A 26,801-nucleotide genomic window follows, 5' to 3' on the forward strand; every position below is an offset into this window, starting at 1 on the left:
GTGTCGATTTTGAATATATGCACTCAGGAATTACTTGCTTTCTCGCTGCAAGAAAACCATGCAACAAAATTATGTGAAATCTATGTTAAGTTGAGGTTTTGGCGCGTAAGTGAGCGCTAAAAGTAGAAAGCTTCAAAATGTACAATTTTGAAGCTTGTTTTGGAGAGGTTTTAGCAGTCTTCAGTTTGAATTCCATAGCGAAGTTGTCCGCCCGGTGTTTTAGGGTAGTACACTTCGACATAACACAGGTGATGGATGCTCACGGGTTTGTTGGCAAAGCCGATAAGGAAGTAGGGTTCAGCCTCTGAATCGGCGCCGTACCATTTGTTGATGGTGAGTTTTGGGTCAAAACCGGCAAGTTCTTTTGCTGGAATCACGTTTTTGATTAACCCAAAGTAACCAATAAGATCGTTTACTCCGTCGTTATCTAAGTCGATGTTTCGCGTGTCTTCTGAGTTGATGTTCTCTTGAGACTGAATAACGGCTTTAGTGTAAACAAGGTTGTTGGCTGTCATTAGCGCTTCTCTTGCACCATACAAAACGGCAATTCGTGCGTCTTTTTGTATTCCGAGGAACTTGGGCAGGGCAACAACGCCAACAACACCAAGAATGATGATGCACATTATTAACTCGATAAGGGTAAATCCTCGTGAACCACGCACAACCAGCCTCCAGCTTTGTCATTTTATAGGCTGCTATTCTGGAATAAAAATGGGGTTATATCGGTATTAAAAAAGAATGAGAAGGTGTGACTGTTATTGCAAATCTCATATATAAAACAAGTTGCCTATTTATTCATTAGAGATTGAAGCGGTTTCTCAATTGGGATTTTAAAGAGAGGAGGGAAAAGGAAAAAAATGAATAAAGATGTGCTCGGGAGGAAAAATCTCCCGAGCCGGAGTATTTAAGATGCGTCCGTTACCGTTTGGCCACTGCGTTTAAATACAAATCGCCAGATAAACAGGACTACTGCGATATAAGCTAAGCCAACACCAAGTGCTTGCCACTCCATACCGTTATACATCGCGATAGGCATCAGAGAGATGATAAAGATATCGGTAATTGAACCAGGCACATAAGCAATGGCGTAGTCATCCAGAACTTTGCTACGCATTTTAGGGTCAACAATGCGCAATAGCGCGATGCCCATTGCAACTGTGCCTGTTAGCCAGCCCCAGGAGAATATGCCTTTTTCAAACCAATCATCGCCCATAATTCGAGGCGCAACCCAGAAGATCAGCCACAACGTAAATGCGATGCCACCAATGGCGAGTACGATCATTGGCGCAAGGTACTGAGCAAGAACAGTAATTTTGATTGCCGAAATACCAAATATGATCAGGTAGTCGGTGCTGATACCAGCTGCGTGCTTAAATGCTCCATCACAAAGGTATCGTGACGCTTTGGTTTGTTTCGCGACAATTCGCACGAGCATTCCGCCCAAAAAGCCCGTTACAAATGTCGGAATTTGTACTTTGTCGTGGAACGACGATAAGTAGTTTGCTGCGACATAAGAGAAAGCCGTAACGACGACGACAAGGGCTGCGTGAATAGCAAATGAATCCACAGAGAGTGAAGACATTGTGTCTTTCATCACTGGTTCTTGTTCTGTTGGTTTGACAAGACCTTTTCGTTCATGTTCATCCATGCTGTCAAAAGTTGTAAAGCTTCGAATCCAACCCATTTTTAGAGCAAATTGAAGCATCAGCATGCCGATGGAAATTGAGATGAAGATACCGACTGTCGCAAAGGTCAAACCAAGCGTGAAGCCATCTTCCCAACCAAGACCCGTGAAAATATCTCCCACAACTGAGGCTGAACCGTGACCACCCATGAAACCCGCAGACATTGTTACGCCAAAACCAGGATTGATTTCTGGCCAGAAAAATGTAGTTAAGAGCAGGCCAAACATTGCAGCAAATAACCACTGTGAGACAGAAGCAATTTGGTTAAATGCCCATAACGAGCCTGCGCGTTGTGCGACCACTTTTGGGGATGGAACATCCGTTGCTAACCCTAACGCAGAAAAAAGTGCAGCGGTTAATAGGCTTGCGTTAGCGGTAAACGTGTCTGTCCACGGTAATAGATCGAGCATGGCAGGGCCAAACACGAGACCAAATAAACCTGCCAATACAGCAGATGGAATGTACATGCGTTGTAGCAATGGCGTATGCACGCGAATCACTTTCGCTACAATCAAAAGTAAGCCTGCGATGGCTAAGTCAGTCAGCATTAGACCTTTTGGCATTTTTTGTCCTCCAGTAAATGCATTCAAGGGGCATCATCCTTTTGACCAACCTTGATGAAATAAATAACTCCACGTAAGAAAGCGCGAATACGAAATCTTTCGAGTACGGAGCAATGGTCGTTTCAATCAGCGCTCAAGTGCGCTAACAATCATGAAATGAATATAATTGTCGAGAATGTTCGTGAACTGTTGAGAAACTCGAGCAAGTTTCTCGATTTTATTTTTGATAGTTCACTCAGGAAGGGCGTGTATCCTATTCAGTTTGAATAGGCAATGCAATTGAGCAGAATCAATAAAACATGCCTAATAAAACATCAACCATAGGTAGGTGTTTGATAAATAAAAATATTGTATGGAAAATTAATTTTGTCGATACGACAATTATTTGTAATTCTCAAGATGGGAAGGTGGTTGAAGTTTAATGAAGCCAAGAGTGGAGCTAGAGATATGGCCAGAAAAAGCACACTGTAATAAGAGTCAATGTGCTTATCAATTTGTCGTTAGAGTCGATTATCACCGGTACTAAATGCAATGATTTGACTGATTTCGGTGAGGCTACGACCGCTCTCCTTTTGCCATTGCATAAACGCTTGGGTTGCTGCATCGTGAGATTTTTTGGTGTCTTTTCCGCCTTCGATGATTTTGCAATTGCGCAAGTATGCTTCCACATCGTTAGACAAAATAAACGTATCAGCACCCATTTGACGTAAAGTATATGGCCCTGTATTACCGCCCAAACGGCTGCCATGTTTTTTTAGATACGCCCAAAGCTCAGTGATTTTCTCCTGAGGCCAATCTGCGACCATTTTGCCAAATGACCCATGCTGGATTGATGCTTCGTGGATCATTCGAGCATTGGCAGGAATCGACATCACTTTCGTTAGGTGGCGAATAATGCGTTTGTCCGTTGCTTTGGTTTCCCATTGTTCGTCAGACAGCATCAATAGTGGCTCAATCTTAAATCCGAAGAACACTTCTTCGAAGTTCGGCCACTTGTTGCGAACGACGCTCCACGAAATCCCACTTTGGAACACCTTCATCGAAAAAGCGGCGAGCCAACGGTCATCGGGAATCGCTGCTAATTCCTCTTTACTTAATGGGTGAGACAATAGCGCTTCAAGCTGATCTTCTCCGCCTTTTCGCTCAGCAGCACGTTGATAAATCGCGTCAAATTTTTCGATACTCATAAAAGAAGTTAGTCCTAGTTTATGTCGATATTTGCGAAACATACTACGCTTAAGTGGCTGAATCGTAAATTGATGGAGTGTCACAAATGAAGAAGGTCACATTAACGTTTGTCGGGGAAGGTTCGGAGCGTATCGCGGATAAATTTTATACTTGGCTGGCTGATGGCGGATTAGAAGACAGCTTAATTGAGACTCTATCGGACAGAGAAGTGTCGGTGGTCGGTATTAGTGATATGGATAACGAAACGCGCGATGTGGTGATTACGACAGAAATGAATTAACGCGTTGTGCGCGGTCAAAACCAAAAGAATGCAATAAAACAAAGCCCTTCGTCGGAAGGGCTTTGTGCGTTTAACTCGTCTTCTTTTGTAAAGTGGATTTAATGATGAACCAGCGTTAAACCGCTTGGTAAAGCATCACCGAAGACACGTTTTGACTCGCTTTCTGAAAGCTCTTTCACTTCTTCAACCAGCGATACCCACGACTCAGGTACTTTGCTCTGTTTGAGTTTTGTTAGAACTTGTTCCCGGTAGTCGTCAGAAATATCGAATAATCGGTCACCCGTCTTACGACAAATCATTACGGCTGCGAAAGCGATCATTGGTTCTTTCAGCCAATTTTGTTCCAAAAGCTTAGGTAACCATTGCTCAGCTTGTTCACGAGGAATGACGTTGTGCTGGCTGCCATAAAGCGGTGTGCGAGAAGCCAAACGTCCCATCGCCCACCAGTGTGCTTGTTCAAACTGGTTTTGGTTGATGGCTTTGCTTAAGAACCACGTCGCCAGCAGGACTTTATCTTCCACTTCTAGATGCTCCAGAGAGGCTGAAAGACGCACCATGGATTCGTACCCCATCTCCTGAGCCGCTTTTGCTGACTGCGGATTTTTCATCGCGCCGGGATGCAGATATTTTGCGATGTCTGCCAAAATGGTTTCTTGTTGTTCTTGGCTTAGACCGCCCGCGATACGTCGCCAGAATACCCACCAGTCTGTCCAGCCTTGATGGTTTTTGAACTGAATGTTCTGTTGGTACAGTCCCCAAACTTGCTCAATACGCCAAGAGTCGGTTGGATCGCCAAAGCCCGGACGCAGTGCAAAGCCAGCCAAACGAAGCCAGTTTTTCTCATGTTGTTCAGAGCGACGACGACGCTTACGACCCTGCGCAAAAGTATCGAAAAGTTGACGGAGTGTGGTAAAGTCCCACTCATCGCGTTTGCCGAGCTTCTTCTCAAGATCTTTCGCTAAGGTTTTGATCTCATTGCCTTCTGCGCTTTTCTTGTTACCGCTGTATAGACGAGCAATCAGCTCCTTACATTCGTTCAATCTTGGATGAAGCTGAATTTCCTCACCGTCATCGGCTTGTTTATTGCGAACTTCAAATTCCAGTTCCCAACGCTTGTTGTCGTCTTCGGCACTGACACACTCCATCTTAAGAGTGCCTACTTCGGTTAACTGACATGCCAGCTGAACTTCAACACGTTCTTTCTGGTTGGCTTGTAGCTCTGCACCTTCACCTTCAAGTGTGGTGATGTAAGGCGGCAGAGGCGCAAACAAGTCTGGGTCAACATCAACCATCACGCCGTTTTGAATCGCCGTGTTGTTGGTTAAGGTATCGTGGGTAGAAGTCAGCAGGTTAAAGCGAACTGGCTCTCCAAGAGTGAGCGAGAAACGACGACCGCTTAAACGGATTTCGTGGCCTTCTTCTGTTCCTTTAGCAAGTAAACAGAGGGCTTTACCCATTTTGTTTTTTTCTTGTAGATGCAAGAAGTAAGAGCGTGCAGCACCACCGCCAATTTTCAGTTGTGCGCCACGACGCGCTTTACCAAACGCAACCGCACCTAGTGCGACCGACCAATCTGGATGTGGGTTATCTAATACCGTAACTGGTGCGCCGCGCCAGTCAGAAAGTAGGGTTGTGACACGTTCAGTTACCAGATCACTGTTGAACACGCCACCGTTCAGCAATAAGCCAACTGGGATCGCGTTTTGTTTGTCGTCTTCAATGCCAAGAGCGGCGCGAGACACTTGCTGATGCTGAGTTAAGAACTCGGCAACGTGCTTACTGACGGCTGGGTCAGCAACGTATGGAAGACCAAACTCGACAACCGCGCTGCGGCGTTTGTCTGGCACTTCACTGAAATCAGAAAGCGGGAAGAAACCATCCAATGCGATTTGGTGCACTTCTTGTTTGCTTAGAGCAATACTCTTTGTGCCCCCAAGCAGCTTAGAACCACTGCCTAGCATGGTGATCTTTACTTCGTCAGGCGCGCTCGTTGAGAGTAGGTTTTCTTTAGCTTTACGAGTTTGTTGAATAAGCTTGGTTAGGCTTGCAGCAGTGAGTTTTTTGTTTTGACTGAAGCGACTTTCAGCAAGGTGCGCTAACGCTAAGTCGAGGTTATCGCCACCTAGCATTAAGTGTTCACCAACGCCAATACGATCAAGTGCTAAGTCGTCATGAGTGAACTTAGCTTCGATAAGACTTAAATCTGTTGTACCACCACCCACATCGCAAACAAGGATTAGTGGCAGATCTTTTAATTCGTCAGCCGCAGTTTGCTGGTGGCGTGCATACCAGTCGTAACACACCGCCTGTGGCTCTTCGAGCAAGACGATTTTTTTCAAGCCAGCAAGCTCGGCGGCTTCAAGTGTCAGTTTACGCGCGGTTTCATCAAATGATGCAGGAACGGTGACAACTACGTCTTGGTCTTCGAGTTTGTTACTTGGATGACGGTAGTTCCATGCTTGACGAATGTGATTGAGGTAACTTGCGCTGGCAATAACTGGCGAGACTTTATCCACGTCTTGCGCACCAGCCCAAGGAAGAATGTCTGAGTTACGATCAACCGCTTGGTGTGAGAGCCAGCTTTTCGCGCTGGATACCTGACGACCTTCTACTTTCGCGCCTAATTCGCGAGCCCATTCACCAACGATGACATTGTTAATGTCGCCGGCAACAGGTTCGTTGTCCCAAGGAAGAGTGAGGTCAGAAGGGGAGATTTGACCTACAGCTGGATGATAGCGGAAAGAGGGCAGAAGTGGTTTACGAACGACTTCGCCCGGACCAATCAGTTGGTCAATGTCAAATAGGGATACTTCGGATTGTTCAAGGTTGTCGGTTATTTCACAGTAGGCCACCACAGTGTTTGTGGTGCCAAGGTCAATACCAACAAGAAAACGAGGAGATGCCATACAAAACCAAACCTTCGTGTATTTAAAAACGGCACCCGATTGGATGCCGTTTGACTTCTAATTATTGTTCTTCGTTTGAGTCACTTTTCGCGTCTTCGCGCACATCGAACTCAACATGCCATTTTTGCCCGTTATCTGCGGCGATGGCTTCTAAGTAAAGCGTGCCAAGCTCTGTGACGCGAGAAGCTAGGGTTACTGGAACCACTTCACCTTCACGACGACCCTCAGATACAGGCAGCGTTACTTGGATTTCGGGTAGCTCTTCAAGCTCTTCTGGTGCCCAGTAGTCTAAGTGAGTACCTGCTAGGTCATCACGACGAACGGTTGAGCCGAAGAATTGGAAGTTAACTGGCTGACCGATGATCAAACCAAACTCTTGGCTTGGTACGTCAACGCTTGAGCCTTCTTCCATACCAAATGGTGCGACACAAAGTGCTTCCATTGGAGGCGCCATGCCCGGAATCGCTGGCATCGCACTTTCGATACCCACGTAGTACGCTGAAGCAATACCGCCACGGATACGCACACCTTGACCACGACGCACAGAGCCGTAGTAAGCCGCACCGCTAGCAACCGCAAGGTCTAGATCCACACCTGTTAGGCGTTTCGCCATTTCAGCATCTGCTTCTAGTAGCCATTCGTTGATCGTGTCTTCTAGACGAGTTGCTAGAAGTTTCGATTTCAGAACACCGCCGTTGAATAGGATTGCAGTTGGCTTGATGAAGTCAGCCGATTGCGCAGCATCCGCGCCAGGCATACCTGGCATGTTTGCAAATGGGTTGAAATCTTGAGCTTGCGCTGATTCTCCGCCGCTTTGCGCGTGTGCTTGCTTAGACAAGAATGCTGCAATGTGGCGAGTAATACCCGCATCTTGTGCGTAAGGCAGACCCATTTGTGTTAGTGCACCACGGTTACGTTGAACAGGGTGGTCTGTAATCGCAACTTGAGGGAAGAAACCGTCAACTAATGTTTGTTGTACTTCTTCTTGAGTCAGTTCAGTTTTCAGCGTTGCACCAAGCAGTTTAGAACCGCGGCTTGGTACCACGATTGGCACTGACTGAAGCTCGCTGTCGTTCAATAGCGCTTCTTTAGCATCACGACATGCGTGCGTCATCGCCTGAACTTGCCATGGCTGTAGCTCTTTGCCTTCTTGCGCTAGCTTCATCTTCAAGCGGTACGCAAGTGCAAGGTCCATGTTGTCACCGCCAAGTAGGATATGTTCACCTACCGCGATACGGTTCAGAGTTAGGTTGCCTTCGTCTTCTGTTACTTCAACTAAAGAAAGGTCGGTTGTACCACCACCGATATCGACCACAAGCACGATGTCGCCAACTTCAACTTCGTCGCGCCATTTGTCGTTGCTGTTATCAATCCAGTTGTAAAGCGCAGCTTGAGGCTCTTCTAGAAGCGTTAGGTGCACAAAACCAACGTTGCGCGCAGCTTCGGCTGTCAGGTCACGAGCCGCAGGATCGAAAGAAGCTGGAACCGTAATGGTAACGTCTTGATCGGCAAGGTTGTGGTTTGGATTCGCGTGATTCCAAGCGTCTTTTAGGTGCTCAAGGTATAGCTCGGTTGCGCGAAGAGGGGATACTTTTTCCACTTCTTCTGGGCTACCCGCAGGTAGGAATGCGTCACGACGGTTTACACCAGCGTGGCAAAGCCAAGATTTTGCACTAGCAACTAAACGAATTGGTGTTTTTGAACCTAGGTTACGAGCAATCGCACCGACAAGTGCCTTTGGTTCGCTTGACCATGGAAGAACGCGTGATTGCGGGTTCATTTCATGCTCATGCGGCTGGTATAGGAACGAGCCTAATTGGCTGCGAGTTTCTACAGTACCCGGAGCTGTTAGCTGCGGGATAGGCATGACTTGTACACGAGCGTCTTCGTCTTGAGTATCAACGTAAGACATTACGCAGTGAGTGGTACCTAAGTCGATACCAACACTGAATTTAGGAGACTGTTGCTCTTGCGCTGTCTCTTGAGAAAGGTTTTCTTGGTTCATGTGTTCCATTACAGCTCAACCTCAGCTGGAGCAATCACAGAAGCATCGTAGTTCTCAGCCAGTTTAGGCAGGTTCATAGACGTTGCCTTCCAACCTTTGTGAACTAGAGTGCCGTGGAACGGCGCGCTGCCTGTCACGTTACCAGTTAGGCGGATTTCTTGTGGGTTGAAGCCTTCTTCAACCGTAATACGAGTTTCTTCTTCTTCGTTACGAACGTGCGCAAGTGTCACGTAATCGTTCAGTACTTTTTGACCGCCAGTGTGGATAACACGAGCCGCAGCGCCTACTTCTTCATCAGAGAACGAAGTTAGGTCTTCTTTCAGGAAGTCGATTAGACGCGCTTCTTGCTGCATGATAGAAAGCAGCTGCATTGCAGAATCAGTAGAAGCTGTTGCAAGTTTTGATTCAACTTCCACCACTTTTTCTACGACTTTCTCTACTTCTACAACCTTTTCCACTTCTACGATCTTCTCGACTGGCTTTTCAACCTCGACGATTTTCTCGACAGGTTTCTCTACCACTTTCTCAATCACTTTTGATTTGCGTGATACTGCGATCAGAAGAAGCAATACGCTCGAAGCAGCAAGGCCTGCGTGCAGCATATCGAACGTTTGAGGAATTAGGTTCAAATCAATGTTCATGACGTTTTTTCTCTTTCTATTGATTGCTCGGTGCTCAGTGTTGGCTCAATTTATTGACTAAAAGCGATCGTCTTTGCGATCTTGCACCAAGTTTAGACATTAAAATGATGACGGATGGTAGCATATTCAAGGCCTAAGGCTGTAATAATTCGTGAATATACCGTACGATCAGCGTGAAAAATCAACGATTGGACTAAGCTTGGTAGGTTGCTGCTTGATGTTTATTCGCTGGTAACGCAGTATTTCCCTAAATACCGAAGTTTAACTTACGGAAATATCAGTAGACGAGATGACCACAAGCACTGCTCAAAAGAGCTTTATAAAGAGACACTCTGATTCCATTTCTGCTTTTGTAGCGGCGCTCCTCGTCACTGCAGGCGTAGTTGGTGTGGCCTACCAAATTCAGCAACGATATACCCTCGCTACTTTTGCAACCCTTGCAGATCGACAAGCTGAATCTCTAAAAGCAAATGTTGAAAATGATTTGAAATTTATCGGAGCGGGGGCCAATTTTTATCATTCTATAGACAGTTCTTATTGGTCAGCATTTCCCGTTTATGCAGAGCAGGTTATCAATAGCTCGCACAGTTTGATTGGTTTGCAGTGGATGCAACGAGTAGAGCGAGAAGATTTAAACGCGCACATTGCTAAAATGCGTCAAACATACCCAGATTACCAAATTTTTACCGTTCCAAAAGATCAGCCCAAAACCTTTGGCTACATTCTAGAAAACAACACTCCTGTTTACGTTGCAACGGACATCTACCCAAGAACCCAAGCCAACTTATCTTTACTTGGTTTTTACTCCTCTCGAAAGCGTTTTGATTTGATCTTTGACGACATTTCGACACACAAACGCGCAAATGTTTCCGATAAAGTTCGTCTGCTTCAAGACGGCTACGACAAATCCATCCCCAAATCTGGCTTGCTGGTGTATCACCCGGTCTTTGACTTCGAGAATAAAAACCTGTTGGGCGTGGTTACAGGTGTGATTCGTAGCACTGTTTATTTCGAAGAACTGATCACCAAGACGGCGACGGAACTTGATATGTCGGTCAGAGTGGAAGACTTAGGTTTCGATGCCTCTGACGACCCGTTTTTGTTTCAAAGTGAGAACTGGGACCGGATAAGCGGTAAAGTGATCAGCCGAACGATTCAGCTGCCTAATCGACAATGGCGAATTGATTTTAAACTTTCAGATGCCGTGTCTGCTTGGGAGCGCTCCATTTTAACGGGAACGACCATCGCAGGTCTTCTGATTGCGTTTTTGATCAGCTACATCGTTAACTTACAGTCGCGAGAAAAAGAACGTTTAGCCGAAATGCTTGATATTAAGACGGTGGAGCTAAAACGCATGGCCGAGTTAGACCCTCTGACGCAATTGTTGAACCGTCGAGTGTTTAACGACAACTTGCTCAATCAAATTAATAGCGGTAAACCGTTCTCTTTGGTTGGTTTCGATATTGACCACTTTAAAGTGATTAATGATAAGTACGGCCATTTGGCGGGTGATGAAGCGTTACTTCATGTCACGAAATTGGTTAGTGCCAACTTAAATACTGGTGACCGATTCTATCGTGCTGGTGGAGATGAGTTTTGTATTCTTTCCACGGTGACGGACACAGAAGAGCTAGAAGCGTATCTTGAAAAGTTACGCGGTATCGTGGCGAGCTCGTCATTTGACTATGAAGAGGCGTCTATAATTTGCTCACTGAGTATTGGTGCGGTAGTTCATCACGACGAAGATCCGGAAAACTTATACCACAAAATGGATGCTCAACTGTACTTAAGTAAGGAAAATGGCCGTAATACCGTGTCGATCGGCGATTAAATCAGCGCGCAAATTCGAGTTTTTCATAGTGTTGCGGTAGAATCGCACCCTTTCAAATTTACGCTAGGAACCAAGACAAGCTATGAACCATAACCGTATCGTCTGTTTCGATTTAGAAATGTGCTGCTGGAGCGAGAATGGCGTCGGCCGCACGGGAGAGATCATCGAAGTAGGGTTAGCTGAAATAGATTTGTCTAAAGGCGAGATCGTCAAGCGTGCTCAATACTATGTGAAGCCAGAACACGATGAAGTGTCACTATTTTGTGCCGAACTGACGGGCATCACGCCGCGTAAAATCGAAAAGCAAGGCAGACCATTGGCCGAAGTAATCAAATCTATGATTAAGAACTTTGGTGGTCGCAACAAGATTTATGCTTCTTGGGGACGTGACGATGTCATTCTTCTTGAAGAGTGTAAACAAAAAGGCATTGAAGCGCCGTTTACGGAATTCATCAATCTCGCGACGCTGTACCGTATTCAAAACCGTTTAAAAGACAAGCGAATTGGCCACCGAGCTGCTCAAGAAGCAAAAGGCATTGAGTGGGAAGGGCGTCAGCACTCGGGCTACGTGGACGCGCACAACCTAGCGAAGCTTGCGCTCACCATGCTGTAATTAATTCGTCATCCAATCATTGTTGTTTTGTCATGGATGTAGCTTAGTGTAGAAGCTGTCAAACACATTCATACCTTGACCAGTATTTTAATAACAATGTCGTTGGCTGAAGAAAAAACGCGCGTGATGCGCGTTTTTTTATTGGTAGAAAATGAGCATTGAGCACAAGTTTTATTGTCACTGCGTTACTGTGATTGCAGTTTTGCGCGGATAAAATCGCTGTGGTCAACGTACAAGAGTTCTGCGGTTTTGCGAATTACGGCATCCTCAAGTGGGTCGATTTGTCCATCGGCATACGCGACTTCCCACATGCTCTTAATCAAGTTGTAGCGAGTCTCTTGTGTGAGTTCTCGAAGCTGGGAAGTAAAATCGTACAAAGAGGTAGCGTCTTGCGTTTTTTCTTTTGCCTGAGCAAGTAATTGCTCCGATTCTTGCTCGTTTAACTCGAGCAACTTCATCAGTAAAGAACGCTTTGTGCTTTCTTCTTTTTCATCAATTAGATGATCCGCACCAGACACTTCACACAGCAGACATGCGATCGCCATGTTTGGCGACAGCGCATTGGTTTTGCTCAAATCCGAGCCGTCGATAAGTTGTTTAAACAACGAAGTAAGAGAATTAAACATAGTAAGCACCAAGCTGTTTTCTTTTAAGATGGTAATAGATACGGTAAATCTCAAGGTGTCGTATCAAATTTAGCACCGCACTGACAGGTTATTTTCCTTTATCTTCTGCGCGAGTTGGAGGGAAGTTAATCTCCTCTCCGTCGCTAGTCAGAATGCCGATGTGACTCGGTTTTCCTTCATCGTCCAAGCGTAACTCTCCTATAGCACTGTGATTAACCAAGCGATAAAAATTGTGAGTGCTTGGCGCGCGTTTGTAGATCTTCAAGCGTTTACGTTTCGTAAACCAGTTGAGAGGTGAACGCGGACTGTAAAGCATTCTGTCTAGGCCATCGCAGATCGTGAGCAGTTGCGTAGGGAACTGGTTTTTAATTCCGCTACAGGTGATTTGATAAATATTCGGGCTGTTTTTTCGATAACGCAATTTGATGTCATAGGCGAACGAGTAGTGAACGTCACCAGACAAAATCACAAAGTTGGTTGGTGTTTTGGTATGCGTAAAAATACTGATGAGCGTATTGGCACTGCCCGGATGCGCCATCCAGTTTTCGGCATCGACCATCAACGGTTTGCCAAGCATTGTTACCACACGCTGCAAGGCTTCAATGAATTTCACACCAAACATGGGAGCGGCAGAAACAATAATCACTTTGTCTTGATGCACCAGCTCTTGATGGAAGTCAATCATCGCTTCCCAATCCATCAAACCCGATGGTTTATTCATGCGAGATTCAGACCGCCAGCGGCGAGTTCGTGTGTCGAGTACCACGACCTTTGGTGAAGTAGGGATGGTGTAATGCCATTCTTCGAAGCGATAGAGATGTTGAATAAAGGCATCTTGAGCTTGCGAAGAGGGCGCGTCGAAAAAGTGGTTCGCGTGTCGCCAAAACGTCTCGTTAAACTTTTCTGGCGCGTTTCCCCAGCCTTGGCAAAGCCAGTACGCGATCAAACTGTTGCCGATAATGCGTTTTGAGAAAGCGTTGCTGTAAGCCGCTTGTTCCCAGCCGATGGTTAAGTTCCAATCGTCGGTTACGTCGTGATCATCAAAGATCATATAGGTAGGAATGTGCGCGAGCAGTCTTTGTACCTTCGCCAAACCTGCAACAAAGTTATCGATTTGGACTTTTTCCTCGCGCCATTGCTGCTGCCATTTTGGTTCGAGAGTTTTTCCACCAACCGTGAATGCAGTTTCCAGCAAGCGGTCGCGTTTGATTAGATCCCAAAGGGTAGGTGACCAAACTAGCAGATACATCGCAAAGCATTCAGCGAAACTGATCAGGTGGTTTTCACACTCTTTCGCACTAAAAATGGGTGTGCCACGATGAGGGAACAGCTTAGTTAACAAACTACCATCATCGACATAATGTGGCAGAAGCTTATCGCGTCCATAGTAGCAATCTGGGTGTTTATACAGTGCTTTTGTATCTGCAATGGGCGCTTGCTCAAATTGCTCGTCTGGTAACCCTAGTAGCTTAACGACTTGCTCAATGGCGTCCAAAGTCGGCCCCGCTACGTGGTCTGCATAAATTTGGTCGCCACTCATGATCAGCATGTCTGGTCGCTCATCAACACGTAAGCTAGCGACCTTTTCGTCTGCAGTGACTAAAGTGTCTTTACTAAAATGGTGAGGATTTCGACAAGAGCCATGAAGAACGTAATCGGCTTTTTCGCTGATCACAAACTCCAATCCTTGATGTGGATGTTGGTCTTGTTCATAGTTCAGATGTGGCAACAGCTCAGTCAATAGACCATCTTGAGTTTGAATTTGGTAGCGAAGCGGTTGATGAGTTGGGTAATCACCTTTAATGGCGAGTAAGCTTACCCATGCTCTCTGGCCTATTTGGAGCTGCTGAAGTTCATCAAGTGATTGTGATGTGTATGCGTTGTGAGTGCTTGCATCCATTACTTCAACCACGCCTTTAAGAGGCTTGGTCGTCACTAGCCAAATGTTGATTTCAGACGCGGTGACTTTGCGCAGGACAGGCCCTGCAATAATAAGAGGAAGGGGAGTAGGTTCAGTATTGGTCAACGTTGTTGGCAAAGCGCTTCCTTATGTATCTGATTCTTCTTCTAATACTTCGATGACTTGAGAGCTGCTAAGTTCATGTCCCATTAAAAACAAACCTAACATCGCATCCGCTTTTGATGCGTTGTCACTGTCTTCATCCAGAATTTGTTGTAGGCGAGTGCGTATCAAATCTATTTCATGATCGACAAAACCACGGCCTTCTTCGTCACCTTGTCCATCTTCAGGTGCGTTATCGAAATGCAAAAACAGGAGCTCACCATCGAGCTTGGTATCCACTAATCTTTCAGGTAGCCACTCTTCTCCCATCACGATGTCTGGGTTGGAGTTAGACGGCAAATTATTGAGGATAGAGATAAGTTCTGATGCTTTCACGTTTACTTCGTTATGTTTAAGTTTAAGCTAAACCCATAAGTGGCTGCTTTTAATGATTTTTGGTGACGACATGCCTAGATTGCTGGCATAGTTCGTTGTTAGGTTAACAACGCACTGAGATTATGTTCATGCCAACGTATCAAAGTGCATGACACGAACTGTCACGCACATGACAACGTTAAGTATTGTAACGGCTAATATCGAAAGAACATAAGCTTAATTCACTGATTTTCTCCATCAACTTTGATTAAAACCCATGAAGAGATTGAAACAAGCCACCATGATGCTTCCGCTCGCTGCGGCTGTATCAACGGCTTATGCAACAGATGAGCAAACGTGGGGCATTGCCGCCATGTATCGCACGGCCTCGATTCCTTTTTACACTGCTAACGATGACTCTACGGTGAGCACCTTCGTGCCGATGATGTTTTTTGAAAATGAACATTTGTACATTAACGGACTCGAGGGTGGCGCTTTTCTGTTTAACGAAGAGGATTCTGACTGGCGAGTGAGTGCGATTACGCGTCTTCGTTTTGTCGACATTCCTAAATCCGTTCAAAACGCGTTTGAAGGTGATCGCGTCGATTTTGGTGGCCAACTGCGTTATGACTTCAATGAAAACTGGCGCGCTGAAGTGGAATTGATGACGGATGACGAGTTTCAGTTTCACTCAAACTACAGAATTGCAGCAAATTACGAGCTGGGTGATTGGGAGTTCGAACCATCTTTTACCATCCGTTATAAGGACTCTGATTTCAACAGCGAGTATTACGCTTTCAAAGATGTGACAGGGGAAAGAATCGGTGCTGGCGCAGATGCTAATCTTGGCATCAAAGCGCGTTATCACGTGATTTCTAACCTCTATTTGTTGGGCGAAACCAGCGTGACGCGCTTAGACAACGAAGCTTACAAGAGTGGAATTGTCGAAGATCGTTACCAAGGTGAAGTGTTTGTCGGTTTCGGCTTCTTTAACGACAAAGGCAAAGAGCGAAAATCTGACCTTCACAATCGTCCATATTTGCGAATTGCGCACGGCTGGGCGACGCCTTCCAATATGGGCGACATTTTCAAGTTCAACGCTGAAAAGGATGAATACGATAATCAGCTCACTTCGTTTTTCTACGGACATCCGTTAACTGATGAACTGTTTGGTTTGCCTCTTGATATCTATTTAACGCCTGGTTTGGTTCATCATTGGTCGTCGGATGTTCAGTCATCTAGTACCGAATATGTCATGGCGATTAAAGCGTATTACACCTTTAACTGGCCGACTCAATGGCGTTTTGGTGTTGCGGAAGGGATGTCTTACATTGACAACATCACCTATATCGAAGGTACAGAAATGGAAGAGAAAGGTTACACGCCAAGTAACTTGCTTAACTATCTGGACTTTTCATTGGATGTGAACGTCGGTGACCTATTTAACCAAAAAGATTGGGATAACATGTGGGTGGGGTATTCGTTACACCATCGCTCTGCGATCTTCGAAAACGCCTCTCAATTTGGCAGAATTAAAGGTGGAAGTAACTACAACACGATTTATTTCCAATACGAATTCTAAATACATTATTAAGCCCTGTAATCCTACAGGGCTTTTTATTATCCAATGATTGATAACAATTACTATTTTTATTCTTCTGTATTCTATTTTTGTATTTATATATTCAATTTAGATTAGTAAATATTATCTATTTTACCTAGCTCTGACCTATTCATATTTCATTAATAAAAAATCGTAAAATGAAATATAAGATTACACATCGTGCCATTTATAAATTGATAGTGGTCAAACTTATTAACCATTAAATCTACAAGGATATCGATAGTGGTTTCTTGTCTGGCTTTAGTTGCTCAAGGCCTGATAAGTAAAGCTTGATTAATAGATCTTAGAAATGTCACTTTGACCTCAAAGTGTTTTAGATATTTTCAAATCATGCCTATTTTGAAAATACGATCTCTATATCTTATTTGTTTCTAATTAGTGTTCTTTCCCCACTTGTTATTAATTAAGCGCCACTCCCAATTTTAAATGCACTTAGGAAAAAACCATGAGTCAAAATGGTAAGTTTAATATTACTCGGCGTGATGCTTTAAAGTGCGGTTCTGCACTTGGCGCTTTAGCGTTAGCAGGAAACGCGCTTTCTCTCCCGTTCGCAACTAAAGCGGTTGCCAAAGAAACGCCAGCAAAACCCAATGAAAAAATTGTCTGGTCGGCATGTACCGTAAACTGTGGTTCTCGTTGTCCGCTTCGTATGCACGTGGTCGACGGTGAAATCAAATGGGTAGAAACCGATAACACGGGTGATGATGTGTATAACCACAACCATCAAGTACGTGCTTGTTTGCGTGGTCGCTCTATGCGTCGCCGTGTTTACTCGCCAGACCGTTTGAAATACCCACTTCTTCGCGTTGGTAAACGTGGTGAAGGTAAGTTCAAACGCATTACTTGGGACGAAGCCTTTGACCTCATCGGTGACAATCTAAAACGCATCATTAAAGACTACGGTAATGATGCGGTTTACTTAAACTACGGTACGGGTACCTTGGGCGGTACGGTAACTAAGAGTTGGGATCCAAGCGCGACATTGGTTGCACGTATGATGAACCTGTGTGGTGGCTACCTGAACCACTATGGTGACTACTCAGCAGCGAACATTGAATGTATGTCTGAGTATTTCTACGGCACTTGGGTAGACAACAACTCGATTGACGACATACAGAACGCAGATCTTTGTCTGATGTTTGGTAACAACCCAGCCGAGACGCGTATGTCGGGCGGTGGTCAAATCCACAACTACGTGGACGCAAAAAATATTAGCCACACACGTACGATCTGTATCGACCCTCGTTACACCGATACTGCCGCTGGCCGTGAAGACCAATGGATTCCTATCAAACACGGTACCGATGCGGCCCTTGTCGCTGCTATCGCCCATGTACTGATCAGCGAAGATAAAGTCGACCAAGACTTCCTTGACCGCTACTGTGTGGGTTACGACCATAAAACTCTGCCAGCATCAGCGCCAGAAAATGGCAGCTACAAAGATTACATCATGGGCACAGGTCCGGATGGTATCGAGAAAACGCCGGAGTGGGCACAACCAATCACAGGTATTCCTGCTGATGTGATCTTGAAACTTGCGCGTGAAATCGGCGATGCAAAACGTATTTACATCACGCAAGGTTGGGGTCTACAACGCTCAGCAAACGGTGAGCAAGCATGTAAAGCGATCATGATGCTGTCTCTGCTTCGTGGTCAGGTTGGCCTACAAGGCGGTGGTACTGGTGCTCGTGAGGGTAACCACTCTTACCCATTCCAACGCTTCCCGAAAGTACCAAACCCGATCAGCGCTTCTATCCCAATGTTCCTTTGGACAGATGCGATTTTCCGCGGCACTGAGATGACCGATCTTACTGATGGCATCAAAGGCGTTAAGAAGCTGCAAAACAACATCAAGTTCATCTGGAACTATGCAGGTAACTGTCTAATTAACCAACACTCAGATATCAACCGCACACACGACATTCTTCAAGATGAAAAAGCGTGTGAAATGATTGTGGTGATCGACAACCACATGACGTCTTCTGCGAAGTATGCCGATATCGTACTGCCAGACTGTACAACGTCAGAGCAATCAGATTTCTGTATGGATGGTGCGGCAGCGTCAATGCCTTACTTCATCTTTGCAAGCCAAGCGATTCAACCTCGTTTCGAATGTAAGCCAATCTACGACATCATGTCTGGTGTGGCGAAACGTATGGGCGTGTTTGATGAATTTACTGAAGGTCGCACTCAAGAAGAGTGGCTCCAGTGGATGTACGCTCAGACTGTTAAGCAAAATAACGATCCAAACCTGCCGTCTTACGATGAGATGAGAAAGCAGGGCATCTACAAGAAGCAATTCGACCGCCCACACGTGGCGTTTGAAGACTTCCGTCGTGACCCAGAAGCGAATCCGTTGCCTTCACCGTCAGGTAAGATTGAGATCTACTCAGAGACCCTCGCGAAGATCAACGAAGAATGGGAACTGGATGAAGATGAATCCATCAAGCCATTGCCTGAATATGTTTCGACATTCAACGGCTGGGATTCACCAGATCGTAAGGAGTTCCCACTTCAGTTAACGGGCTTCCACTACAAATCACGCGCGCACTCAACGTACGGCAACGTGGACATCCTAAAAGCAGCAGCGCCACAAGAGCTTTGGATCAACCCGATTGATGCAGCGTCACGCAACATCGACAACGGTGATTTGGTGAGCGTTCGTAGCAAGTTTGGTGAAATGAACGTTCGCGTAAAAGTGACCCCCCGCATCATGCCGCATGTTGTTGGCTTAGGTGAGGGTGCATGGTACGCACCAAACGCAAAAGGTGTTGACCAAGCGGGTTCAATCAACGTGCTGACAACACAACGTCCAAGCCCATTGGCAAAATCGAACCCGAGCCATACCAACCTCGTTGAAGTGACGCTAATTAAGAAAATGGGGGCTAAATAATGAGCACAGCGAAGCAGTATGGCTTTTACATTGATTCAAGCAAATGTACTGGCTGCAAAACATGTCAGCTCTCTTGTAAAGACAACAAAGATCTGGGTATCGACCGTAACTTCCGTCGTGTTTACGAATATGTAGGCGGCAACTGGACAGAAGAAAACGGCGCGTTCCGTCAAAATGTGTTTGCGTACTACCTATCGATCTCTTGTAACCATTGTACTAACCCTGCGTGTACCAAGGTTTGTCCATCTGGTGCAATGCACAAGCGTGAAGAAGACGGCTTTGTCGTTGTCGATGAAAGCGTGTGTATCGGCTGTAAATCTTGTCACATGGCATGCCCATACGGTGCACCTCAATACAGCGAAGAAAAAGGTCACATGACTAAGTGTGATGGTTGTTACGAACGTGTCGCAGAAGGCTTAATGCCAGTGTGTGTTGATAGCTGTCCATTACGTGCGATTGAGTTTGGTCCAATTGATGAGCTGCGTGCGAAATACGGTTCAAACGCGGATGTGGCACCACTGCCAGATTCTCGCATTACGAGTCCGAACCTGATCGTGAAGCTAAATCCAAATGGTCGCCCAACCAATGACCGCACGGGTTTCCTACAGAATCCAAGAGAGGTGAAATAATGTTATACGAAGCACCATTAGTTGCCTTTACGGTTCTTGCTCAAACCGCGGTTGGCGCGCACTTAACGGTTAATGCGTTCGAGAAATTCGGTAAGCCACCACGCGTGACAGAACCTCGTATGAACATCGCTCGATTCGCAATTTTGGTTGTAATGGGTTTGGGTTTCTTGTTCTCAACCACTCACTTAGGTAGCCCACTTCGTGCCTTCAACGCATTAAACCGTGTTGGTAGTGCGGCGCTATCTAACGAGATCTTAACGGGTGCAAGCTTTCTGTCTCTAGCGGGTTTGTACTGGTTGCTAACGATTCTAAAAATCGGCAGCGAAGGCGTGCGCAAAATCGTGAACTGGTTATCTATCGCGGTTGGCGTGATTTTCATGTTCGCGATGGCAAATGTTTACCAAATCGAAACGGTACCAGCATGGTACTCACCAATGACAACGGTTGCGTTTTGGTTCACGGTCGTGACTTCGGGTCTGATGTTTGGCTACACGCTGATCAACGTATTGGACGTGACGGCTGAGAAAACCAATCGTCGCTTAATGTGGGCTGGCGTAAGTCTGATTGCACTGAACCTAGCGTTCTCAGTAATGCAGACGATTCACTTCGCAGGTATCTCAACGGCGATTCACAGTGGCTTAGATCAAATCACTATGTTATCTGGCTACGTGGCTGGTCACGTACTGTTGCTTGTGGTTGCTGCTGCTCTTTGGGTATTCGTTGAGTTGTTTACCGCAGAAGGTCGTCAGAAGAACTTGCTGGTTATCGTGGCATTCGTTGCCTTGTTCGTTGCAGAGATTCTAGGTCGCAACGTGTTCTACGGCATGCACTTTACGTCTGGTTTGTACTGATAACCGTTAATAGAGGGGGGCGACTGTTCGTCCCACCTCTTTTCCGTTTTACTTAATCGAAGAATAAAAACACCAGTCATCAAAGGTACTTCATGCAAATTTCTCAACTTGACCCACAAGATACCAGCATCGTTCTTAAGCTGTTTGGTGCACTGTTTTACTACCAGCCTAAAGATTATCCAGCGGCCAATCTCGATACGTTGCTGAGCAATACAGATACACCAATCGAAGCGCTTAATGACATGCTGCGCAGCTTTCAAAACGAGAGCGAAGAGGCACTGCAAATGGAGCACGATCGCATGTTTGCCGGTATTGGTGAGATGCCAGCGCCACCTTGGGGATCGGCTTATCTAGATAAAGAGGCGGTGTTGTTTGGTGAATCAACCATTGAATATCGTTACTTTTTGCAGCGTTGCGGCTTTGCTTTGGAATCGGACCAACGTGAGCCAGAAGACCAGATCGGCTTGATGCTGATGGTGTTAGGGATGTTGATTGAAACTGAACAGCAAAAACTGGCGGCTGAAATGCTGCGCGAACATTTGATGACGTGGTTTGGCTTTTTCAACAAGCGCTTCAAAAAAGCGGTGACTCTCACGCCTTACTCAAAACTGTCGAACCTTACTGAAGAATTACTTCAATCCCTGAGTGAACAATACCAAGTCGTTGTGCCTGCAAAGAGAGATTACTCGGATGCGCCAGTCTGAATCGGTTGATCTAAGCAAGCGGCGTTTGTTTTCGTTCCGTCGTGCGCCAGTGGAACAAGCTCAAGAGCCTCGTGTTAAAGCGAGACCGCCTTATGCGGTGGAAGAATCAATGTTCACGCGGCTTTGTGATGGGTGCGGTAAGTGTGCTTCTGCATGTCCAAGCCAAATCATTGAAATGGTCGATGGCGTGGCCGCGTTAGACATCAGCTACTCAGCATGTGATTTATGCGGTGAGTGTAAGTCGGCGTGTCCTACATTGGCGCTTTCAAATCAAACAGAGTCTACAGGCTTGATTGCAACTATCTCGAACAGCTGTGAAAACTTATACGGTTATTGCGGCAGTTGCGAGGACAGTTGCCCTTACGATGCATTGCAATGGCAAGACGATGCCAAACCCAAAATTGATGCAGCCAAATGCAAAGGTTGTGGGCAATGTGCGCAAAGCTGTTACACCAGCATGATCAGCTTTGACTTAAAACGATAAAAAAGGGATTGGCGTAAACCAATCCCTTTTCGTTTGTATTCTTTTTGTCGTTGAAGTTATGCCATTGTGGCAAGTTGGCTTTGCGCTTCTGAAATGCCTTTCGATGCCGCATCGTCACCCATGTTTAGCGCCTCTGCGTAAACAAATTCCACATCAGTGATTCCTACAAAACCCAGTACAGTGCGTAGGTATGGCGTCACGTTGTCGGTTGGTGAATCTTTATGGATACCACCGCGCGTCGTTACTACGATCGCTTTCTTACCTTCAATCAAACCTTGAACGCCGTTTTCTGTGTATTTGAATGTCACGCCTGCACGAGCAATCAAATCAATCCAGTTTTTAAGCTGAGTCGGAATGGTGAAGTTGTACATTGGTGCAGCGATAACCAAAGTGTCTGCGGCCTTTACTTCTTCAATCAAGGTATCAGACAAGTCGACAACCGCTTGTTGTTCTTGTGAAAGATCTTCCGTTGCGCGAAGTGCAGTGGCAACGGCGAAGTCCAAAACTGGCAGTGGGTTTGCAGCCAAATCACGAACGGTCAGTTTGTCTTGGTCTACATTTTTGATGAAGTCTTCAACCAATTTGTTTGATTGAGAGTAATCGCCAAGGATGCTTGATTTTAGAGCTAGTACACGAGACATAATGGTTATTCCTTAAATAAGTGCTTTCGACTATGGGAGCCATTATAAGCAAGGTAAGTGAGTTCAAAAGCCTAGCGATTCGCTTAACATGTTCGAAAAAATTGAATGAGCTTTCGGTTATCTTGTTGCAGACCTTGTGTGATACAATCCGCGCAGTTTTTGTAATGAAAAGAATAGGAAACGCTTTGACTTCGTCACAGCCCCCAAAAAAGACCCCCGTTGAAGAGCAAGTGACACCGTCAAATGGTGCGCAAAAGGCGACAGCGAAACAAGCTCAAACACCTCAGGCTCAAGTGAATAGCGCGGCATCTCTGCGTAAAGCACTGAATCAGTGCATGATGCGCGACCGTTTTCGTTTGAGTAAAAGAATCTCTGGTGCAAGCAAAATTAAGAAGGACGCAGCGCGTAACGCTGTGTTTGATGAAATCGCATTAGACATTGCTAAATCGATGATGGTTGCGGAACAACGCAGCAGCTACAAGCCAACGATTGAATACCCAGAAATCCTGCCAGTTAGCCAGAAGAAAGACGACATAGCGAAAGCGATTGAAGAAAACCAGGTGGTTATTGTTGCAGGTGAAACCGGTTCAGGTAAAACCACTCAGCTACCAAAAATTTGTGCTGAGCTTGGTCGCGGTAAGTTCGGTCTGATTGGTCATACTCAGCCCCGTCGTCTTGCGGCGCGTTCGGTTGCGAACCGTATTGCCGAAGAGATGGAAACCAAACTGGGTGAGTTTGTTGGTTACAAGGTTCGATTCAACGATCAGATCTCTGAAAACACCCAAATCAAATTGATGACGGACGGTATCTTGCTGGCTGAAATTCAGCATGACCGTTTCTTAAATCAATACGACACCATCATTATCGATGAAGCGCACGAGCGCAGCCTTAACATCGACTTCATCTTGGGTTACTTGAAAGAGTTGCTACCACGTCGTCCTGATTTGAAAGTGATCATCACGTCGGCAACCATCGACCCAGAGCGTTTTTCAAAACACTTCAACAATGCACCAATTATTGAAGTGTCTGGTCGTACTTACCCAGTAGAAACTCGTTACAGACCATTAAGTGGTGATGACGATAATGATCGTGACCAGCTTGAAGGTATTTTCGAAGCGGTAGACGAACTGTGTGATGAAGGTTTAGGTGACATCCTGATCTTCATGAACGGTGAGCGTGAAATCCGTGATACCGCTGATGCACTGTCTAAACGTAACCTGAAGAGCACGGAAATTGTGCCGCTTTACGCGCGCTTGTCGGCGGGTGAACAGAACAAGATCTTCCAACCGCATGCTGGTCGTCGAATTGTACTGGCAACCAACGTAGCAGAAACCTCGTTGACGGTTCCGGGCATCAAATACGTGATCGATCCGGGTACGGCGCGTATTAGCCGTTACAGTTACCGTACTAAAGTACAACGCCTTCCAATCGAGCCAATTTCTCAGGCGAGTGCGAACCAACGTAAAGGTCGTTGTGGTCGTGTGGAAGAGGGTATCTGTATCCGTCTGTACTCAGAGGAAGATTTTGAGTCACGCCCGGAGTTTACCGATCCTGAGATCCTGCGTACTAACCTAGCGTCGGTTATCTTGCAAATGACGGCACTGGGTTTGGGCGATATTCAAGCGTTCCCATTTGTGGAAGCGCCGGATAAACGCAATATCCAAGACGGTGTACGCCTACTAGAAGAACTTGGTGCAATTAACGCCGAAGCGACAGATTCCGTTTCTCAAGGTGGTAAGAAACGTTTAACCAGCATTGGTCGCCAACTGGCTCGCTTGCCTATCGACCCGCGTCTCGCACGTATGGTTTTGGAAGCGCCAAAATATGGTGCACTAAAAGAAGTGATGATCATTGCAGCGGCATTGTCGATTCAAGATCCGCGTGAGCGTCCTTCAGACAAACAACAATCGTCAGATGATAAACATCGTCGTTTCTTCCATGAAGAGTCGGATTTCCTGACATTTGTGAACTTGTGGGATTACATCCAGAAGCAGCAGAAAGCGTTGACGGGCAACCAATTCCGCAAACAATGTAAGCAAGATTACTTGAACTACTTGCGCGTACGTGAGTGGCAAGATGTGTACTTCCAGATTCACCAGTCGATGCGTGAAATGGAATTCAAACTTAACGATGAGCCTGCGTCTTACCATGGCGTACACAGTGCGATTCTGGTTGGTTTGTTGTCGCACATTGGTATGAAAGACCAAGAGAAGAATGAATACCAAGGCGCGCGTAACGCTCGTTTTCATATCTTCCCAGCATCGGGGCTGTTCAAGAAGCAACCTAAGTGGATCATGTCGGCTGAGCTGGTGGAAACCTCAAAACTTTGGGGTCGCATCATTGCCAAGATTCAACCGGAGTGGATCGAGCCATTAGCCAAGCACCTTATCAAGCGCAGTTACAGCGAACCGCATTGGTCGAAGAAACGCGCGGCGGTGATGGCGCATGAAAAAGTCATGCTTTACGGCGTACCAATCGTACCGAAACGTTTGGTGAACTACGGCAGTATCGATCCTACCGTTAGCCGCGAAATCTTTATTCGTAGTGCATTGGTTGAAGGTGAGTGGGAAACCAAACACGCGTTCTTCAAGCAAAACCGTAAGCTTTTGCAAGAAGTGGAAGAGCTTGAACACAAATCTCGTCGTCGTGACATCTTGGTGGATGATGATGAGCTGTTTGATTTTTATGACCAACGCGTTGGTACCGAAGTGGTGTCTGGTAAGCATTTCGATACATGGTGGAAAAAGGCATCGAAAGAAAATCCGGAACTGCTGAACTTTGAAAAAGAGATGCTATTCAAGGGCGATGCTAGTCATGTCACCGATTTGGATTACCCGAACTTCTGGCATCAGAATGGTTTGAAGCTCAAGTTGAGTTACCAGTTTGAACCGGGTGATGATAGTGACGGTGTAACCGTACACTTGCCGTTGCCGATTTTAAACCAAGTCGAACCAGCAGGTTTTGACTGGCAGATCCCGGGGTTACGCCATGAGCTTGTGGTGAGTTTGATTAAGTCTCTGCCGAAGACAATTCGTAAGAACTTTGTGCCGGCACCGAACTATGCGGATGCGTTTTTAGCACGCGTAACACCAATGGAAGCGCCGCTGCTGGACTCGCTAGAAAAAGAACTGCGCCGTATGACGGGCGTAGAAGTGCTGCGTGAAGATTGGAACTTAGAACAAGTGCCTGAGCACTTGAAAGTCACGTTCCGCGCGGTTGATCATCGAAATCGCAAGCTGAAGGAAAATAAAGATCTTCATGAACTGAAAGAAAGCTTGAAAGACAAAGTTCAAGAAACGCTTTCCAAAGTCGCGGATGACGATATCGAACAACAAGGCCTGCATACGTGGAGCTTTGGCGAACTACCGAAAGTGTATCAACAAAAACGAGGCGGCTACGATGTAAAAGCGTATCCGGCGCTTGTTGATACCAAAGACAGCGTTGAGATCAAACTCTACGAAACTGAATTTGAGCAGATCACCGCAATGCGCGCTGGTCAGCGCCGCTTAATTTTGTTGAACGTACCGTCGCCAATTAAATATTTGCACGCAAACTTGCCGAACAAATCGAAGCTGGGTCTGTACTTTAACCCTTACGGCAAAGTGCTTGATCTGATTGATGACTGTATTGCCTGTGGTGTCGATAAGCTTATTGAAGAGCAGGGCGGTTTGGTTTGGGAGCCGGAGAAGTTTGAAGCGTTGAAAGAACACGTTCGCGCTGAACTGGGTGATACCGTGGTAGAAATTGCCAAACAGGTAGAAACCATTCTGACGACGGCTTTCAACATCAACAAAAAGCTGAAAGGCAAGATTGATTTCACCATGGCGTTCGCGTTGTCGGACATCAAAGCGCAAATCGAAAGTTTGATTTTTAAAGGCTTTGCAACGGAATGTGGATGGAAACGTCTGCCTGATATTCTTCGCTACATGCGTGCAATTGAGCGCCGCATGGAGAAATTGCCGATCGATCCGAACAAAGACCGTTTGCACATGCTTAAAGTGGAATCTGTCACCAAGGATTACAAAGAGTTGCTGAATAAGATCCCGAAAGGGATGGTGATTCCAGAAAATGTGAAAGAAATCCGCTGGATGATTGAGGAGCTTCGAGTGAGCTACTTTGCTCAACAATTAGGCACTCCATATCCGGTTTCTGATAAACGAATCAAAAACGCGATTGATGCTTGTTAATCAACAAGTAAAATGGCGCTGTGGTTTGTTGTAAACGATGAACAAGTTACTGGTACAGTAATTGCTAGTAACT

The 26,801-nt window shown here is 45.9% G+C and carries 20 protein-coding genes; 10 read left to right on the forward strand and 10 right to left on the reverse strand.

Annotated features, from left to right (window positions below; all coding sequences use genetic code 11):
* Positions 1 to 170: 170 nt before the first annotated feature.
* The 3 genes from UF05_RS22415 to UF05_RS22425 form a co-directional block, all read right to left on the reverse strand.
* Positions 171 to 662 (reverse strand): prepilin-type N-terminal cleavage/methylation domain-containing protein, encoded by a 492-nt coding sequence (locus tag UF05_RS22415; RefSeq protein WP_045545138.1) that lies wholly within the window; start codon positions 660 to 662, stop codon positions 171 to 173.
* Positions 663 to 904: 242 nt separating this feature from the next.
* The gene (locus UF05_RS22420; protein ID WP_005454913.1) at positions 905 to 2,248 is read right to left on the reverse strand and encodes a sodium/glutamate symporter; all 1,344 of its coding nucleotides are present in this window, start codon (positions 2,246 to 2,248) and stop codon (positions 905 to 907) included.
* A 500-nt stretch (positions 2,249 to 2,748) separates the two neighbouring features.
* Positions 2,749 to 3,435, reverse strand: coding sequence for a DNA-3-methyladenine glycosylase I (locus tag UF05_RS22425; protein ID WP_045545139.1), 687 nt, complete (start codon positions 3,433 to 3,435; stop codon positions 2,749 to 2,751).
* Between the two features lie 86 nt (positions 3,436 to 3,521).
* Here UF05_RS22425 and UF05_RS22430 point away from each other — a divergent pair, with 86 nt between their 5' ends.
* Positions 3,522 to 3,716 carry a hypothetical protein gene (locus tag UF05_RS22430; protein WP_005394200.1) on the forward strand — a complete coding sequence of 65 codons (195 nt, stop codon included), beginning with the start codon at positions 3,522 to 3,524 and terminating at the stop codon, positions 3,714 to 3,716.
* 98 nt (positions 3,717 to 3,814) lie between these two features.
* Here the strand turns inward: UF05_RS22430 and UF05_RS22435 are convergent, their stop codons facing one another.
* The 3 genes from UF05_RS22435 to UF05_RS22445 form a co-directional block, all read right to left on the reverse strand.
* Positions 3,815 to 6,622, reverse strand: a complete 2,808-nt coding sequence (locus UF05_RS22435) for an Hsp70 family protein (protein ID WP_045545140.1) — start codon at positions 6,620 to 6,622, stop codon at positions 3,815 to 3,817.
* A gap of 61 nt (positions 6,623 to 6,683) precedes the next feature.
* On the reverse strand, positions 6,684 to 8,636 hold the full coding sequence (locus tag UF05_RS22440) for an Hsp70 family protein (RefSeq protein ID WP_025626298.1): 1,953 nt from the start codon (positions 8,634 to 8,636) through the stop codon (positions 6,684 to 6,686).
* The gene (locus UF05_RS22445) at positions 8,636 to 9,268 is read right to left on the reverse strand and encodes a DUF2760 domain-containing protein (RefSeq protein WP_005454971.1); all 633 of its coding nucleotides are present in this window, start codon (positions 9,266 to 9,268) and stop codon (positions 8,636 to 8,638) included. The genes UF05_RS22440 and UF05_RS22445 overlap by 1 nt, the downstream gene beginning before the upstream one ends.
* Positions 9,269 to 9,557: 289 nt before the next feature.
* Between UF05_RS22445 and UF05_RS22450 the strand changes: the two genes are divergently transcribed.
* Both UF05_RS22450 and UF05_RS22455 read left to right on the forward strand, forming a co-directional pair.
* On the forward strand, positions 9,558 to 11,099 hold the full coding sequence (locus UF05_RS22450) for a sensor domain-containing diguanylate cyclase (protein ID WP_045545141.1): 1,542 nt from the start codon (positions 9,558 to 9,560) through the stop codon (positions 11,097 to 11,099).
* 82 nt (positions 11,100 to 11,181) lie between these two features.
* Complete coding sequence (locus UF05_RS22455) at positions 11,182 to 11,712, forward strand: 3'-5' exonuclease (protein ID WP_005454828.1); 531 nt, start codon at positions 11,182 to 11,184, stop codon at positions 11,710 to 11,712.
* Positions 11,713 to 11,897: 185 nt separating this feature from the next.
* Here the strand turns inward: UF05_RS22455 and UF05_RS22460 are convergent, their stop codons facing one another.
* From UF05_RS22460 to UF05_RS22470, 3 genes are all read right to left on the reverse strand, one after another.
* Positions 11,898 to 12,338: a tellurite resistance TerB family protein gene (locus UF05_RS22460; RefSeq protein ID WP_005454910.1), complete on the reverse strand. Its 441-nt coding sequence runs from the start codon at positions 12,336 to 12,338 to the stop codon at positions 11,898 to 11,900.
* 88 nt (positions 12,339 to 12,426) lie between these two features.
* A complete protein-coding gene (locus tag UF05_RS22465) occupies positions 12,427 to 14,376 on the reverse strand; it encodes an alkaline phosphatase D family protein (protein WP_045545142.1) in 1,950 nt (649 codons plus the stop codon).
* 9 nt (positions 14,377 to 14,385) lie between these two features.
* Positions 14,386 to 14,736 (reverse strand): hypothetical protein, encoded by a 351-nt coding sequence (locus UF05_RS22470; RefSeq protein ID WP_015296697.1) that lies wholly within the window; start codon positions 14,734 to 14,736, stop codon positions 14,386 to 14,388.
* Between the two features lie 280 nt (positions 14,737 to 15,016).
* Between UF05_RS22470 and UF05_RS22475 the strand changes: the two genes are divergently transcribed.
* The 6 genes from UF05_RS22475 to UF05_RS22500 all read left to right on the forward strand — a co-directional run bounded on the left by UF05_RS22475 (position 15,017) and on the right by UF05_RS22500 (position 21,900).
* Entirely contained in the window at positions 15,017 to 16,297 is a 1,281-nt protein-coding gene (locus tag UF05_RS22475) for a MipA/OmpV family protein (RefSeq protein ID WP_226056715.1), read from the forward strand.
* A gap of 487 nt (positions 16,298 to 16,784) precedes the next feature.
* Positions 16,785 to 19,232 (forward strand): DmsA/YnfE/YnfF family dimethyl sulfoxide reductase, encoded by a 2,448-nt coding sequence (locus UF05_RS22480; protein WP_045545143.1) that lies wholly within the window; start codon positions 16,785 to 16,787, stop codon positions 19,230 to 19,232.
* The gene (locus tag UF05_RS22485; protein ID WP_005433785.1) at positions 19,232 to 19,861 is read left to right on the forward strand and encodes a DMSO/selenate family reductase complex B subunit; all 630 of its coding nucleotides are present in this window, start codon (positions 19,232 to 19,234) and stop codon (positions 19,859 to 19,861) included. Before UF05_RS22480 ends, UF05_RS22485 begins: the two co-directional genes overlap by 1 nt.
* Positions 19,861 to 20,712: a dimethyl sulfoxide reductase anchor subunit family protein gene (locus UF05_RS22490; RefSeq protein ID WP_045545144.1), complete on the forward strand. Its 852-nt coding sequence runs from the start codon at positions 19,861 to 19,863 to the stop codon at positions 20,710 to 20,712. The genes UF05_RS22485 and UF05_RS22490 overlap by 1 nt, the downstream gene beginning before the upstream one ends.
* Before the next feature lie 92 nt (positions 20,713 to 20,804).
* Positions 20,805 to 21,416: a TorD/DmsD family molecular chaperone gene (locus tag UF05_RS22495; RefSeq protein WP_045545145.1), complete on the forward strand. Its 612-nt coding sequence runs from the start codon at positions 20,805 to 20,807 to the stop codon at positions 21,414 to 21,416.
* On the forward strand, positions 21,403 to 21,900 hold the full coding sequence (locus UF05_RS22500) for a 4Fe-4S binding protein (protein ID WP_045545146.1): 498 nt from the start codon (positions 21,403 to 21,405) through the stop codon (positions 21,898 to 21,900). The genes UF05_RS22495 and UF05_RS22500 overlap by 14 nt, the downstream gene beginning before the upstream one ends.
* Positions 21,901 to 21,956: 56 nt before the next feature.
* Here UF05_RS22500 and UF05_RS22505 read toward each other — a convergent pair whose 3' ends face one another.
* On the reverse strand, positions 21,957 to 22,541 hold the full coding sequence (locus UF05_RS22505) for an FMN-dependent NADH-azoreductase (RefSeq protein ID WP_005455062.1): 585 nt from the start codon (positions 22,539 to 22,541) through the stop codon (positions 21,957 to 21,959).
* Between the two features lie 185 nt (positions 22,542 to 22,726).
* Between UF05_RS22505 and hrpA the strand changes: the two genes are divergently transcribed.
* Positions 22,727 to 26,728, forward strand: coding sequence for an ATP-dependent RNA helicase HrpA (hrpA, locus tag UF05_RS22510; protein WP_197065590.1), 4,002 nt, complete (start codon positions 22,727 to 22,729; stop codon positions 26,726 to 26,728).
* Positions 26,729 to 26,801: the final 73 nt, after the last annotated feature.

Source organism: Vibrio sp. S457-15 (assembly GCF_000960545.1).
GTDB classification, from domain to species: Bacteria; Pseudomonadota; Gammaproteobacteria; order Enterobacterales; family Vibrionaceae; genus Vibrio; species Vibrio parahaemolyticus.

What these genes read in the sequence shown, in the direction of transcription:
- UF05_RS22495 (WP_045545145.1), top strand. Translation starts at nt 20,805, where the DNA reads ATGCAAATTTCTCAACTTGACCCACAAGATACCAGCATCGTTCTTAAG.
- UF05_RS22445 (WP_005454971.1), bottom strand. Translation starts at nt 9,268, where the DNA reads ATGAACATTGATTTGAACCTAATTCCTCAAACGTTCGATATGCTGCAC.
- UF05_RS22475 (WP_226056715.1), top strand. Translation starts at nt 15,017, where the DNA reads ATGATGCTTCCGCTCGCTGCGGCTGTATCAACGGCTTATGCAACAGAT.
- UF05_RS22430 (WP_005394200.1), top strand. Translation starts at nt 3,522, where the DNA reads ATGAAGAAGGTCACATTAACGTTTGTCGGGGAAGGTTCGGAGCGTATC.
- UF05_RS22440 (WP_025626298.1), bottom strand. Translation starts at nt 8,636, where the DNA reads ATGGAACACATGAACCAAGAAAACCTTTCTCAAGAGACAGCGCAAGAG.
- UF05_RS22450 (WP_045545141.1), top strand. Translation starts at nt 9,558, where the DNA reads ATGACCACAAGCACTGCTCAAAAGAGCTTTATAAAGAGACACTCTGAT.
- UF05_RS22505 (WP_005455062.1), bottom strand. Translation starts at nt 22,541, where the DNA reads ATGTCTCGTGTACTAGCTCTAAAATCAAGCATCCTTGGCGATTACTCT.
- UF05_RS22425 (WP_045545139.1), bottom strand. Translation starts at nt 3,435, where the DNA reads ATGAGTATCGAAAAATTTGACGCGATTTATCAACGTGCTGCTGAGCGA.
- UF05_RS22480 (WP_045545143.1), top strand. Translation starts at nt 16,785, where the DNA reads ATGAGTCAAAATGGTAAGTTTAATATTACTCGGCGTGATGCTTTAAAG.
- UF05_RS22485 (WP_005433785.1), top strand. Translation starts at nt 19,232, where the DNA reads ATGAGCACAGCGAAGCAGTATGGCTTTTACATTGATTCAAGCAAATGT.
- UF05_RS22455 (WP_005454828.1), top strand. Translation starts at nt 11,182, where the DNA reads ATGAACCATAACCGTATCGTCTGTTTCGATTTAGAAATGTGCTGCTGG.
- UF05_RS22460 (WP_005454910.1), bottom strand. Translation starts at nt 12,338, where the DNA reads ATGTTTAATTCTCTTACTTCGTTGTTTAAACAACTTATCGACGGCTCG.
- UF05_RS22490 (WP_045545144.1), top strand. Translation starts at nt 19,861, where the DNA reads ATGTTATACGAAGCACCATTAGTTGCCTTTACGGTTCTTGCTCAAACC.
- UF05_RS22435 (WP_045545140.1), bottom strand. Translation starts at nt 6,622, where the DNA reads ATGGCATCTCCTCGTTTTCTTGTTGGTATTGACCTTGGCACCACAAAC.
- UF05_RS22420 (WP_005454913.1), bottom strand. Translation starts at nt 2,248, where the DNA reads ATGCCAAAAGGTCTAATGCTGACTGACTTAGCCATCGCAGGCTTACTT.
- UF05_RS22500 (WP_045545146.1), top strand. Translation starts at nt 21,403, where the DNA reads ATGCGCCAGTCTGAATCGGTTGATCTAAGCAAGCGGCGTTTGTTTTCG.